The organism is Chromobacterium sp. ASV23, assembly GCF_016428945.1.
GTDB lineage: Bacteria > Pseudomonadota > Gammaproteobacteria > Burkholderiales > Chromobacteriaceae > Chromobacterium > Chromobacterium sinusclupearum.
Genome location: NZ_JAELTR010000016.1, coordinates 62,921 through 75,621, shown reverse-complemented (window position 1 = coordinate 75,621; position 12,701 = coordinate 62,921). Strand labels below are relative to the sequence as shown.

The window sequence follows — 12,701 nt, the reverse complement described above, 5'->3', positions numbered from 1 at the left end:
CCCCCCCCCCCCCCCCCCCCCCCCCCCCCCCCCCCCCCCCCCCCCCCCCCCCCCCCCCCCCCCCCCCCCCCCCCCCCCCCCCCCCCCCCCCCCTCTTCACCCCCCCCCCCACCCCCCCCAACTCCACCTCCGTGCTGTCGTCGGCAGCGTCAGATGTGTATAAGAGACAGGTCGCATGGTATGACGGCTATGTTTTTGGAAGACTCCATTACAGCGTAATCAATAGAGTTTTCAGGAATTTTATTGAATTCTTCTAATGTTAATTCTATTTTCTCATCGTTTATGATAGCGGCGGAGTAACTGATTTGAGCATGTCTTAGTATCTCAGGGCAATGCTTCTCCATTTCAGAAAGCATTGCGCCTGCTTGGAAGCAGAAAATTCCAGAATTCCAATAGTAATTTTCTTTTGAAACGTATTCTTCCGCTTTTTCCTTGGATGGTTTTTCTACGAAGCGGATGACGTTATTGCCATTGCCCTCAATATAACCATAGCCCGTTTCTGGATAGTCAGGCTTGATGCCAAATGTCACTAGTTTTTGGTTGATGGCGAGTTTGCATGCAGCATCAACTGCTAATTCGAAGTTTGCTTTTTTACTAATCAGGTGATCTGCAGCCAAAACAAGCATGATGGCATCATGGCCAAATCTTTTCATGACTTGTATGGTTGCAATGGCAATGGCGGCAGCTGTATTTTTTCCGATGGGCTCTAGGATGTATGAGGTTTCAATATTTCCAGCATTAATTGAATCAAACTCTTCTGCTGTTCTGAAGAGCAGCTCTTTATTTGTTACGGTAATGATGTGCTTGGTGTTGGCAAGACTGGCTGCACGAAGGAATGCTTTTTGAAGCAAACTTTCTCCATCCGGCAATTTTATGAATGGTTTTGGATTTTGTTCGCGTGAGATAGGCCACAGGCGGGAGCCAGCGCCACCGCAGAGTATTGTAGGAATTAGGTTCAATTTAACAAGCCCCAAAATATTTATTTTGCATATCGGCAGTCGGCAAGTTATCCTTCTGCCAAGGAAGGACAATGCAAATTGTTTTGCATTTTGTGAAAATATTGTTAATAAAGTATTTTAAGTGCAAAATACCATTAATGTTGTTAAAAAATGTGCCAATATACATGATATTAGTATTTTTTCAATAAGTATTTTTGCTTAAGTCATATGTGTTTGAATTTTTTAACTTATTTGTATTTTCTGGATAGGCGTCAAAGGGTAGTGATGTAGGCAGAAGGTTTCGTTTGGGAGATGCGTCTTTATCGGGCGTACAATTGTTGACCATGCGAGACTTGGCCTAAAGATCATGATATTTGGATTTAATTTTTTCAGCCGTCTGCCCGGCTGCTTGTTGCTGCACCGCGCGCGCGCGCGTCTGCGCCATGGCGGCGTGATCGCCTATTCCACCGAATCCTGTTACGGCCTGGGTTGTCATCCGCTCGACGTGCGGGCGATCCACCGCGTGCTGGCGATCAAGGCGCGGCCTAATCACAAGGGTTTGATCGTCATTGCCGCCGATTTCGAGCAGATCCGCCATCTGGTGCGGCCGCTTTCCGCTGCGCAGCGCGCGGAACTGGCGCTCTATTGGCCCGGTCCATACACCTTTCTGTTGCCGGCTTCGCGGCGGGTGCCGCCGGCGCTGCGCGGCCGGCATGACAAGATCGCGGTGCGGGTGACGGCCCATGGCGAGGCGGCGGCCTTGTGCCGGGCGCTGGGGACGGCCTTGGTGTCGACTTCGGCCAACCGCGCGGGCCAGAAATCGCTGAAAACCGCGCAGGCCTGCCGCAAGGCATTTAAAGACAAAGTGTTGACCTTGCCCGGCCGCATCGGCAAACGGCGCAAACCGTCCACCATCATCGATCTGGAAACCGGCCGCGTGTTACGCTAGCCGTATGTGAACCGAGGAAGAAAACGTGCAACAGATTTCATTCATCAGCCTGATCCTCAACGCCAGCCTGTTGGTGCAGTTGGTGATGGCGGGCCTGGCCTTGACCTCCCTGCTGTCCTGGGCGCTGATTTTCAACAAGATCTCGGTGCTGGGCGCGGCCAAGCGCCATAGCGAGGAATTCGAGCGCAATTTCTGGAGCGGGGCGGATCTGAACCGTCTGTACGAGGATGTGTGTCGCCGCAGCGACGCGGTGGGGATGGAGCGCATTTTCCAGTCCGGCTTCGCCGAGTTTCTGAAGCTGCGCGGGCGGACCGGCACGGAGCTGTCGGACATCATGGATGGTTCGCGACGGGCGATGCGCGCGGCGGCGCAGCGCGAGCTGGACGCGCTGGACAGCCACACCTCTTTCCTGGCGACGGTGGGTTCGGTCAGCCCTTATGTCGGCCTGTTCGGCACGGTATGGGGCATCATGCATGCCTTCATCGGCCTGGGCAACGCCGGCCAGGCCACGCTGAGCACGGTGGCGCCGGGCATTGCCGAGGCGCTGGTGGCGACGGCGATCGGCCTGTTCGCCGCCATCCCGGCGGTGGTCGCCTATAACCGCTTCGCCACCGATGTGGACCGTCTGGCGACCCGCTTCGACACCTATATGGAAGAGTTCTCCAACATCCTGCAGCGGCTGGCGATGCGCTAAGCCGCTTGCCGCCCTGGCTTGCCTCTGGCATGGTTTGAGTCCGTACCGTCTGGACTTCGCCATGCCTTTTTCACGTCTCGCGCCGCTCACGCTGGCGGCTTTCTTTGCGCTCTACATCATCTGGGGCTCCACCTATCTGGCCATTCGCATCGGGGTGGCGTCCTGGCCGCCGCTGATGATGGCCGGCACCCGCTTTCTGTTGGCGGGCGGCATCGTCCTGGCCTATCTGCGCTGGCGCCGCGTGGCATGGCCGGATGCGCGCCAGCTGCGCGGGGCGGCCATTCTTGGTGCGCTGATGCCGGCTGTGGGCAACGGCCTGGTGACGATGGCCGAGCGCGAGGTTTCGTCCGGCGTGGCCGCGCTGGTGGTGGCGACGGTGCCGCTGTTCACCTTGTTGTTCGCCCGTCTGTTTGGCCACAAGTCGCGCGCCTTGGAGTGGGCGGGCATGTTGCTGGGCGTATTCGGCATTGTGCTGCTGAATCTGGGTTCCAGCCTGCGCGCCAGTCCGGAAGGGGCGGTGCTGCTGGTGTTGGCCTCGGCCGGCTGGGCGCTGGGCTCGGCCTGGAGCAAGCATCTGGCGCAGCCGCCGGGCGCGATGGGCAGCGCCTGGACCATGATCTTCGGCGGGTTGGCGCTGCTGGCGTCCAGTTTCGCCATCGGCGAGCGCTTGACGGCTTGGCCGGGCGCTGCCGGCTGGGGCGCCTTGCTGTATCTGACGGTGTTCGGCTCGATGATCGCTTACAGCGCCTACCTGTATCTATTACGGACGGTGTCGGCCGCCGCCGCCACCAGCTACGCCTATGTCAATCCGGTGATTGCGGTGCTGCTGGGCGTGCTGTTCCTGGGCGAGCATGTCGGACTGCAGGAGATGCTGGCCATGGTGGTGATTGTGGCGGCGGTGCTGCTGATCAGCTGGCGGCGTTAGCCGGACGGCCCCTTACAGGACCTGCCATAGCGCCGGTTGGCTGGACGGTGTCCAGCCGGAGCCGACCGGGGCGGTATGCGGCTGCAGGCAACGGTAGCTGCGGCCCTGATAGCTGACCAGCTGGCCGGCGCGGTAGGGCGCCCCTTCGCGCCAGTTGGCCGGCAGCGGCGGCACGATGCCGCCGTTGCCTTTCTTCAAATCGATGTTGTAGCCATAGCCCGGATAGCCATCGTTGAGATAGACGCGGTTGGCGCTGGCGCTCTGCACCGGCGTGATCACAACCTGCCGCTGCCGTTGGCTGGCCACGCCGATGCGTATGGCGCGCGATGCGGCATTGACCTTGCGCGCCAGCTCGTAAGGCCAGTTGGCCATGCCGGCGTTGGCCGGCGTCAGCTTGACGCTGTGGCTCTCGGCATCATGTCCCAGCGCGTCGAATACCCGCAGCGTCACCGTGCTGTTGGCCGGCAGATCCTCATGCGCGACGACGTTGCCTATCTCTTTCCATGGATTGGCCAAAGGCGGCTTTGCGCCGGGAGTTTGGCCGTCGGTGTCGAACATCACGTCGGAGCACGAGTAAAAGGCCTCCTCGCTGTCTGAACGCTTCCACACGTTGTAGATGATGTGGCGGCCGCTCTTGCCGGCCGGCAGCGGCAGCGTCATCCGATAGCGCTTGTCGCCGTCCAGCCGCGGCGTGCCGTTGATCGTGCCGAACAGTTCCAGATCAGACCACTTCAGCGGCTGCTCCGGCCGCCAGCCGTCGCGCGTGATGTAGAAACGGAAGTATTGGGTGGCATGCGGCGCGGTGGCGCGGTAAACGAACTCGTAGTTGCCTTTGGCGTCCGGCACGATGCGGGTGGCTGGCCAGTCGGCGCGCGGCTGGTTGAAGCCGCGGAATTCGGCCTTGCCGCCGCCGCACAGCGTGCCATCCGGCACCACGGCCTGGTGTTGGTCGCCGGATGGGTTCTGGTTGATGCCGTTCCAGTCATACATCGCCTGAGTGCCGCCGATTTGCCTGGCGTCCTGGCATGCCTTGCTTTTTGGCGCTTCCGGGCCTTCCAGATAGCAGCCGTAGACGCGATTCAGCGGTCGTTCCATCGTGCCGTGGGCCCATAGTTGGGCGCTCAAGCTGCTCAGGACCATCACGGATAGGTGCCAATACGGTTTCATGCGGATTCCTCGTCTGATAGTGGTATGCGGAGGCTTCTACGTCGATCGCGCGGCCATCCTGGGCCGCCCATCCCGGCGTGCGGGGCGCGCCCTGCCAGGCGCGGCGGCTATTGTGGCAAGGTTTGACTGGGAGTTGACCTGTCCCGATGGCCCGGCTTGGCAGCGGGTCGATTTCTTTAAGGCGTCCCGCCGACTGTCGCGGCGATGTCATGTCTCGCGAATCAATTCACCTTGCCTTGATAATTGGTATTGACGTGGTATTAATGTGGTATTAACGTGCGGAGTGTAGCGAACGGATTACGCGGCATTCGGAACAGGGATGGGATACCGGCGGCGGGAGACTAGGCTTACACTGCCATTTTCAGACCACTTGCAGACGACCATGGAAAACCGCTGGCAAGCATTGAAACCGGATGAAACCCTGAGCACCCCGCTGTACCTGCAGCTGTCGCGCAAGCTGGCCGACGCGATCAACGCCGGCTGGTGGCAGGCAGACGAGGCGCTGCCGTCGGAACGGACGTTTTCGGAAGAGCTGGGCATTTCGCGGGTGACCGCGCGCAAGGCGATGGATGTGCTGCTGGAGCAGGGCATGATCCGCCGGCGCCAGGGATCGGGCACCTTCATCACGCCCAGGCTGGAGCAGCCGCTGTCGCGTTTGACCGGTTTTACCGAGCAGTTGAGATTGCGCGGCTTCGTGCCGTCCTCGGTATGGCTGGAGCGCGGGGTGTTTCCGCCCAGCAACGAGGAAGTGATCAAGTTGGGGCTGTCGCCGACCTCGATGGTGGCGCGGCTGAAGCGCCAACGCCTCGCCGACGGCGTGGTGATGGCGATTGAGATGAGTACGATGCCGGTGGCGTATCTGCCGGACCCGCAGTCGGTGGGCACTTCGCTGTACGCCCACCTGGACGCGGCGGGACATTCGGTGGTGCGCGCCCTGCAGCATATCCGGGCGGTGAATGCTTCGGGCGAGATCGCCCAGCTCGCCGGCATCCGGCCGGGCGAGGCGATGCTGTTGATCACCCGTATCGGCTTCAATGCCGACAATGTGGCGATCGAGCTGACCGACACCTATTGCCGCAACGATTATTACGACTTTGTAGCCGAACTGAAACGATGACTTTGAACCAGACCTTGCAGGGCCGCATCCTCACCGCCTCCGGCTGGATGGACGGCGCCGTGCGCCTGGCGGCCGATGGCCGCATCGCAGCGATAGACGCCAGCCTGGCATCGGGCCGGCAGCCGGAACGTTACATTCTGCCCGGCTTCATCGACCTGCACGTGCACGGCGGCGGCGGCGTGGACATCATGGAGGGCGGCAGCGCCGTCTCCCATGTCGCGCGGCTGCACGCCCGTTTCGGCACCACCTCGCTGCTGGCCACCACCATGACCGCGCCGCCGGACGAAATCGCCCGCGTGCTGGCGGACATCGGCCGCTGCAGCAAGGAGCGGGCGCCGGCCGGCAGCCGCGTGCTGGGCGTGCACCTGGAAGGTCCGTACATCAACCCCGGCAAGCTGGGCGCCCAGCCGGACGACGCCTGTCAGGCGGCGATGGCGCAGATCGACGCCTACCGCGCGCTGGCGCCGATCTCGCTGATCACCCTGGCGCCGGAAATCCCCGGCCACATGGACATCATCCGTCTGCTCAGCGCCCAGGGCGTGCGCGTGCAGATGGGCCACACCTTGGGCAGTTACGAACAGGCTGTGGAGGCCCTGCAGCAGGGCGCATCCGGCTTTACCCACCTCTTCAATGCGATGACCGGCCTGCATCACCGCGAGCCCGGCGTCGTCGGCGCGGCCTTGGCGCATGCCGAGTACGCCGAGCTGATCCCCGATCTGCTCCACGTCCATCCGGGCGCCATCCGCACCGCCTTGCGCGCCATTCCGCGTCTTTACTGCGTGACCGATTCCACCGCCGCCGCCGGCATGCCGGACGGCCAGTACAAGCTGGGATCGCACTCGGTGACCAAATGCATGGGCGGGGTGCGTCTGGCCGACGGCACCCTGGCCGGCAGCACGCTGACCATGGATCAGGCGCTGCGCAATCTGGTGAAGATCGGCCTGCCGCTGGCGGATGCCTCGCACCGCCTGTCGCTGTACCCGGCCGACTATCTGGGCCTGGCCGAACGCGGCCGCCTGGAAGCCGGCGTCTGGGCCGACATCGTGGTGATGGACCCGGAACTGAATTTGCAGCAAGTCTACGTTGAGGGAGAGGAAATTGGCCTCGTTGATGCTTGAAGAAGCGCTGTACGCCGCCGAAGCGGTGGCCGCGCAACATATGTACGCCGATGAAGGCCTGGCCGCGCTGGGACGCGAACTGGCCCGCATCCGTCCGCAGCTGGCGCTGACCGTGGCCCGCGGCAGTTCCGACCACGCCGCCAGCTATTTCGCCTATCTGGCGATGCAGCGCCTCGGCGTACCGGTGGTGTCGCTGCCGATGTCCATCGTCACGCTGCACCAGTCGCCGCTGGCGGTGAAGGGGCAGCTGGCCGTCGCAGTATCGCAATCCGGCCAAAGCCCGGACCTGGTCGACACCATGAAGGCCTTGTCCGATGCCGGCGCCCACACCGTGGCGCTGGTCAACAAGCCGCACTCGCCGTTGGCGGAAGCCTGCCATTGGGCGGCGCCGCTGTGCGCCGGCGAGGAAAAGAGCGTCGCCGCCACCAAGAGCTATATCACCGCGCTGTCGGCCGTGGCCCGCCTGGTGGCCCACTGGCAGAACGACGCGGGCCTGCTGGCCGCGCTGGAGAACCTGCCGCAGCGCCTGACCGAGGCCGCGGCCCAGGACTGGTCCGCCGCCATCAAAGTGCTGCAGCCGGCGGAACGCATCATGGTGGTGGGCCGCGGTCTGGGCTTTGCCGTTGCGCTGGAAGCGGCGCTGAAGTTCAAGGAAACCTGCGCGATCCAGGCCGAGGCGTTCTCCGGCGCCGAGATCAAGCACGGCCCGATGGCGTTGATCGACGAAGGCTACCCGCTCTTGGTGTTCGCGCCGCGCGGACCGGAGCAGCAGGGCCTGATCGCCCTGGCCGCCGAGATGCGCGGCCGCGGCGCCAAGGTCTTGCTGGCTGCGCCAGCCGACGTGGACAGCCGCGACCTGACGCTGAGCGTGGCCGATGACGAGGCGCTGGACCCGCTGCTGGCGATTCAGAGCTTCTACCTGATGGCCGCCAGGCTGTCCGAGGCGCGCGGCCTGAATCCCGACGTGCCGCGCCACCTGTCCAAGGTGACCTGCACCCGCTGAGGCGGGCGCGCGCAAGGATGTGAAGGTTTCCCCGCCGCGTCTAGGGCTGTTTGGCCTTTAGACGCTTCCAGACCGTGGCGGCCCGCGGGGCGTCTCCCCCCGCGGGTTGTCGCCGGGTCGGAGGCCTGAGCGGCGGGGGAAGGCGCAGGAGACGGATGTGCGGGTAACGATGTTGTCACCCTCTGCCTGTGCAGGGCGCGGGGAATCTAACGCTGTAAAGTGCTGGGGAGCCGCCGTTTGACAAGACGGCACCAGAATTAACCTGGGAGAGATCTTGTGAGTACTACGAACAAATTTGCAGGCGTACAGCAGCTGGGGCGCGCCCTGATGCTGCCTATCGCCGTGCTGCCGGTGGCAGGCCTGCTGCTGCGTCTGGGCCAGCCCGATCTGCTGGACATCAAATTCATGGCGCAGGCGGGGGATGCCATTTTCAGCAACCTGGCGCTGATCTTCGCCATCGGCGTGGCGGTGGGCTTCGCCAAGGATGGCAACGGCACGTCCGGCCTGGCCGGCGCCATCGGTTTCCTGGTGCTGACCGCCGTGCTGAAAGTGATCGACGAAAAGATCAATATGGGCGTGCTGTCCGGCATTCTGTCCGGTTTGGTCGCGGGGTATCTGTATAACCGCTACAAGGACATCAAGCTGCCCAGCTATCTGGCCTTTTTCGGCGGCAAGCGCTTCGTGCCCATCGTGACCGGCTTTGGCATGCTGGTGCTCGGGGCGGTGCTGGGCTATGTCTGGCCCCCGGTGCAGAATGGCATTGACGCCGTGGGCAAATGGCTGATCGCGACCGGCGAAGTGGGCGTGTTCTTCTTCGGCGTGTTCAACCGTATCCTGATCGTCACCGGCCTGCACCACATCCTCAACAATATTGTCTGGTTCCAGGTTGGCGACTTCACCACCGCCGCCGGCAAGGTGGTGCATGGCGACCTGACCCGCTTCTTCGCCGGCGACAAGACCGCAGGCATGTTCATGTCCGGCATGTTCCCTGTGATGATGTTCGGCCTACCGGCCGCCTGTCTGGCGATGTATCGCACCGCCAAGCCGGAAAACAAGGCGGCTGTCGGCGGCCTGCTGTTCTCCATGGCGCTGACCGCCATGCTGACTGGCGTGACCGAGCCCGTGGAATTCGCCTTCATGTTCCTGGCTCCGGTGCTGTACGGCATCCATGCGGTGCTGACCGGCCTGTCCATGGCCATCATGCAGACGCTGGGCGTGAAACTGGGCTTCGGCTTCTCCGCCGGCCTGTTCGACTACGTCATCAACTATGGCATCGCCACCAAGCCGCTGCTGCTGTTGCCGGTGGGCGCAGTCTACTTTGCCGTCTACTACGCGCTGTTCGTGTTCTTCATCAAGAAGTTCGATCTGAAGACCCCGGGCCGCGAAGATGTGGCCGTGGCGCTGGCTGAGGTTGCCGCCGGCACCGGCCGCGCGCGCGCCTTCATCGACGCGCTGGGCGGCGCCGCCAACCTGAAATCGGTTGACGCCTGCACCACCCGTCTGCGTCTGCAGGTGGCCAGCAACGAGCAAGTGAACGAAGCGGCGCTGAAGGCGCTGGGCTCGCGCGGCCTGATCAAGCCGGCCGCCGGCAGCGTGCAAGTAGTATTGGGGCCGGAAGCCGACCTGATCGCCGACGAAATCCGCAACGCGCTGGCTTCCGGCGCAAGCGCCCCGGCGCCGCAAGCCGCCGCCGAGAAGCTGGTGTCGGCCGCTGCCGCCAACGGCGCCAGCATCGACAAAGCGCGCTGGCTGGCCGCTTTGGGCGGCGAGGGCAATGTGCGCAAGGTGGAAGTGGTGGCCGGCAGCCGGCTGCGCGTGGAAGTGGCCGATGCCGCCCGCGTGGACCAGGCCGCCTTGCAGCAGCTGGGCGCCAGCGGCGTCACCTCGGTGTCGTCTACCGTATTGCACGTGGTTCTGCAAGGCGACGCCACCCCTTACGCGGCGGTTTTACAGGCCTGACGCGGTAAAATGATCAACATTTGATGTAGCGTGTTGATTACATTGTGAAATGAGTGGAAAGTGACAGCGCAAGGCGGGAAATCGCCCTTGCGCTGTTTTCTTAAGGGCATGCGCGGCCTTGGCCGCGATCCGAATTCGCTATTTCGATGGCGTCGTTACCACCATCGAATCATTCATTGAGCTGTCACAAGCTGACAAGGAGACTTCATCATGGCTATCAAAGTCGGTATCAACGGTTTCGGTCGCATCGGTCGCATGGTGTTTCGCGCCATCGCCAAGGACTTCCCGGAGCTTGAGGTGGTTGGCATCAACGACCTGCTCGATCCGGAATACCTGGCTTACATGCTGAAGTACGACTCCGTGCATGGCCGTTTCCAGGGCGACGTCAAGGTGGAGGGCGGCAGCCTGGTGGTCAACGGCAAGACCATCCGCCTGACCGCGGAAAAAGACCCGGCCAACCTGAAGTGGAACGAAGTGAACGCCGAAATCGTCATCGACTGCACCGGCTTCTTCCTGACCAAGGAAGGCTGCCAGAAGCACATCGACGCCGGCGCCAAGAAAGTGGTGCAGTCCGCTCCGTCCAAGGACGACACCCCTATGTTCGTTTACGGCGTCAACCACGACAAGTACGCCGGCGAAACCATCGTTTCCGCGGCTTCCTGCACCACCAACTGCCTGGCCCCGGTGGCCAAGGTGCTGCATGACAACTGGGGCATCAAGCGCGGCCTGATGAGCACCGTGCACGCCGCCACCGCCACCCAGAAGACCGTGGATGGTCCGTCGTCCAAAGACTGGCGCGGCGGCCGCGGTATCCTGGAAAACATCATTCCGTCGTCCACCGGCGCCGCCAAGGCCGTGGGCAAGGTGATTCCGGAATTGAACAAGAAGCTGACCGGCATGGCCTTCCGCGTGCCGACTTCCGACGTGTCCGTGGTTGACCTGACCGTGGAGCTGGAGAAGGAAGCCGACTACGCCGACATCTGCAAGGCGATGAAGGCCGCTTCCGAAGGCGAACTGAAGGGCGTCCTGGGCTACACCGATGAAAAAGTGGTGTCCACCGACTTCGTCGGCAACACCGCGCCGTCCACTTTCGACGCCGACGCCGGCATCGCGCTGGACAAGACCTTCATCAAGGTGGTGGCCTGGTACGACAACGAATACGGCTACACCTGCAACATGCTGCGCTTTGTGAAGCACGTGGCAGGCTGAGCCTGATCGAGTAAGGGAGAGTTGTTCTCTGTTCCGGCTGGCGCCCGCAAGGGCCCCGGCCGTTTTTTCATTCGTCTTCGTGCAGCGCGGGCATGCGCGGCGCTACCGGCGTATCGATGATGATGGAGGTTTTGGTATCGCCAAACTGCATCAGCCGCGCGATCAGGGCCTGCAGCGCGGGCATGGTGTCCACCGCCACCTTGATCATCAGGCCGCTGGTGCCGGTGATGGACGCGCATTCGATCACCTCCGGCGTGTTGCGGATTTCGTCTACCACCACGTAGTACTCCAGGTGCTTGACTGTCAATTCGATCAGGCAGGAAATCGGCAGGCCGACCCGTGAGGGGTCGATCTGCGCGCGGTAGCCGGTGATCACGCCGGTCTGTTCCAGCTTGGCCACGCGGTCCGCCACCGCCGGCGCCGATAGGTTCACGCGCCGCGCCAATTCGGCGAAGCTGATCCTGGCATTTTCATGCAGTGCGGCAAGGATTTTTCGATCAAATCTGTCCATGTTTTGATTGTAAGGTGGAATGTTCAAACAAACAGGAAAACGAAGGCGAAAATAGAAAAAATCCTTCGATTTTTATGCTCGCGTAGCGGAATTGCTACGTAGAATGCACCCCGTAATCAGGAGCAGGCGGCATGTCCCGCCTCCTGTTCCTCTCCAAGATTGGTTGCGGATGAGCGTGTCGCTCGACCCCCTCATTTGAGACTGTCCTGGTGATCTCTTTGTCCCTGGTCTCTTGTCAGATCAATGTTTTGACGACGACCATTCCGGGTCTGCCGCAGCGGCAGGCCCGTTTTTTTTGGCGGTCATGGAACTTCCTGCAAGGATGCGGCACAATGCTCGCGAACGTTTCAAGACATGTCATATTAGTGTCATCTGGCGTTTGTATCCTTGCCACAAAATCAAACCGAGGATAGCCGAATATGGCCGCCAATATCTTGCTCGTGGAAGACGAACCGGCGATTCAGGAGCTGATCGCCTTCAACCTGGCCCAGGCCGGCCATCATGTGCTGCGCGCCGGCACCGCCGAGGCGGCGCTGACGCTGGTGAGGAACGCGCTGCCGGACCTGGTGTTGCTGGACTGGATGCTGCCCGGCGCCAGCGGCGTGGATGTGGCCAAGCGCCTGCGCGCCGACGAGCGCACCCGCCATATCCCCATCATCATGCTGACCGCCCGCTCGGACGAGCAGGACAAGATCATCGGCCTGGAAACCGGCGCCGACGACTATATCACCAAGCCGTTTTCGCCGCGCGAACTGCTGGCTCGCATCAAGGCGGTGCTGCGCCGCCGCGCGCCGCAGATGACCGACGACGCCGTCGATGTGCAGGGTCTGCGCCTGGACCCGGTGACCCACCGCGTCACCGGCCACGGCAATGTGATCGACCTGGGTCCGACCGAGTTCCGCCTGCTGCATTTCTTCATGACCCACCCCGAGCGCGTCCATTCGCGCGCCCAGTTGCTGGATCAGGTGTGGGGCGACCACGTCTTCGTCGAGGAGCGCACTGTGGACGTGCACATCCGCCGCCTGCGCAGCGCGCTGGAAGGCACCAAGCACGACGGCCTGATCCAGACGGTTCGCGGCACCGGCTACCGTTTCTCCGTGCAGCAGTAGGC

11 protein-coding genes are annotated in these 12,701 nt (G+C 62.4%); 9 read left to right on the top strand and 2 right to left on the bottom strand.

Going from position 1 to position 12,701, the window contains the following annotated elements; genetic code table 11:
• Window positions 1-1,305 precede the first annotated feature (1,305 nt).
• The 3 genes from JHD59_RS09305 (at window position 1,306) to yedA (ending at window position 3,506) form a co-directional block, all read left to right on the top strand.
• On the top strand, window positions 1,306-1,887 hold the full coding sequence (locus tag JHD59_RS09305) for an L-threonylcarbamoyladenylate synthase (RefSeq protein WP_199154015.1): 582 nt from the start codon (window positions 1,306-1,308) through the stop codon (window positions 1,885-1,887).
• Window positions 1,888-1,921: 34 nt separating this feature from the next.
• Window positions 1,922-2,581: a protein TolQ gene (gene tolQ / locus JHD59_RS09300; protein ID WP_368671561.1), complete on the top strand. Its 660-nt coding sequence runs from the start codon at window positions 1,922-1,924 to the stop codon at window positions 2,579-2,581.
• 61 nt (window positions 2,582-2,642) lie between these two features.
• A complete protein-coding gene (yedA, locus tag JHD59_RS09295; RefSeq protein WP_199154014.1) occupies window positions 2,643-3,506 on the top strand; it encodes a drug/metabolite exporter YedA in 864 nt (287 codons plus the stop codon).
• A gap of 12 nt (window positions 3,507-3,518) precedes the next feature.
• Here the strand turns inward: yedA and JHD59_RS09290 are convergent, their stop codons facing one another.
• Window positions 3,519-4,673: a lytic polysaccharide monooxygenase gene (locus tag JHD59_RS09290; RefSeq protein WP_199154013.1), complete on the bottom strand. Its 1,155-nt coding sequence runs from the start codon at window positions 4,671-4,673 to the stop codon at window positions 3,519-3,521.
• 382 nt (window positions 4,674-5,055) lie between these two features.
• Between JHD59_RS09290 and JHD59_RS09285 the strand changes: the two genes are divergently transcribed.
• The 5 genes from JHD59_RS09285 (at window position 5,056) to gap (ending at window position 11,079) form a co-directional block, all read left to right on the top strand.
• Window positions 5,056-5,790 (top strand): GntR family transcriptional regulator, encoded by a 735-nt coding sequence (locus JHD59_RS09285; protein WP_043629116.1) that lies wholly within the window; start codon window positions 5,056-5,058, stop codon window positions 5,788-5,790.
• Entirely contained in the window at window positions 5,787-6,908 is a 1,122-nt protein-coding gene (gene nagA, locus JHD59_RS09280) for an N-acetylglucosamine-6-phosphate deacetylase (protein ID WP_199154012.1), read from the top strand. Before JHD59_RS09285 ends, nagA begins: the two co-directional genes overlap by 4 nt.
• Window positions 6,901-7,911: an SIS domain-containing protein gene (locus JHD59_RS09275; protein ID WP_103321363.1), complete on the top strand. Its 1,011-nt coding sequence runs from the start codon at window positions 6,901-6,903 to the stop codon at window positions 7,909-7,911. Before nagA ends, JHD59_RS09275 begins: the two co-directional genes overlap by 8 nt.
• A gap of 276 nt (window positions 7,912-8,187) precedes the next feature.
• Window positions 8,188-9,870, top strand: coding sequence for an N-acetylglucosamine-specific PTS transporter subunit IIBC (nagE, locus tag JHD59_RS09270; RefSeq protein WP_199154011.1), 1,683 nt, complete (start codon window positions 8,188-8,190; stop codon window positions 9,868-9,870).
• A gap of 210 nt (window positions 9,871-10,080) precedes the next feature.
• The gene (gene gap, locus JHD59_RS09265) at window positions 10,081-11,079 is read left to right on the top strand and encodes a type I glyceraldehyde-3-phosphate dehydrogenase (protein ID WP_011134115.1); all 999 of its coding nucleotides are present in this window, start codon (window positions 10,081-10,083) and stop codon (window positions 11,077-11,079) included.
• Between the two features lie 67 nt (window positions 11,080-11,146).
• Here the strand turns inward: gap and JHD59_RS09260 are convergent, their stop codons facing one another.
• Window positions 11,147-11,590 (bottom strand): Lrp/AsnC family transcriptional regulator, encoded by a 444-nt coding sequence (locus tag JHD59_RS09260; RefSeq protein WP_199154010.1) that lies wholly within the window; start codon window positions 11,588-11,590, stop codon window positions 11,147-11,149.
• A 419-nt stretch (window positions 11,591-12,009) separates the two neighbouring features.
• Between JHD59_RS09260 and phoB the strand changes: the two genes are divergently transcribed.
• Window positions 12,010-12,699, top strand: coding sequence for a phosphate regulon transcriptional regulator PhoB (gene phoB / locus JHD59_RS09255; RefSeq protein WP_103321360.1), 690 nt, complete (start codon window positions 12,010-12,012; stop codon window positions 12,697-12,699).
• The last annotated feature ends 2 nt before the right edge of the window (window positions 12,700-12,701 follow it).

What these genes read in the sequence shown, in the direction of transcription:
- JHD59_RS09305 (WP_199154015.1), top strand. Translation starts at nt 1,306, where the DNA reads ATGATATTTGGATTTAATTTTTTCAGCCGTCTGCCCGGCTGCTTGTTG.
- yedA (WP_199154014.1), top strand. Translation starts at nt 2,643, where the DNA reads ATGCCTTTTTCACGTCTCGCGCCGCTCACGCTGGCGGCTTTCTTTGCG.
- JHD59_RS09290 (WP_199154013.1), bottom strand. Translation starts at nt 4,673, where the DNA reads ATGAAACCGTATTGGCACCTATCCGTGATGGTCCTGAGCAGCTTGAGC.
- JHD59_RS09285 (WP_043629116.1), top strand. Translation starts at nt 5,056, where the DNA reads ATGGAAAACCGCTGGCAAGCATTGAAACCGGATGAAACCCTGAGCACC.
- nagA (WP_199154012.1), top strand. Translation starts at nt 5,787, where the DNA reads ATGACTTTGAACCAGACCTTGCAGGGCCGCATCCTCACCGCCTCCGGC.
- JHD59_RS09275 (WP_103321363.1), top strand. Translation starts at nt 6,901, where the DNA reads ATGCTTGAAGAAGCGCTGTACGCCGCCGAAGCGGTGGCCGCGCAACAT.
- gap (WP_011134115.1), top strand. Translation starts at nt 10,081, where the DNA reads ATGGCTATCAAAGTCGGTATCAACGGTTTCGGTCGCATCGGTCGCATG.
- JHD59_RS09260 (WP_199154010.1), bottom strand. Translation starts at nt 11,590, where the DNA reads ATGGACAGATTTGATCGAAAAATCCTTGCCGCACTGCATGAAAATGCC.
- phoB (WP_103321360.1), top strand. Translation starts at nt 12,010, where the DNA reads ATGGCCGCCAATATCTTGCTCGTGGAAGACGAACCGGCGATTCAGGAG.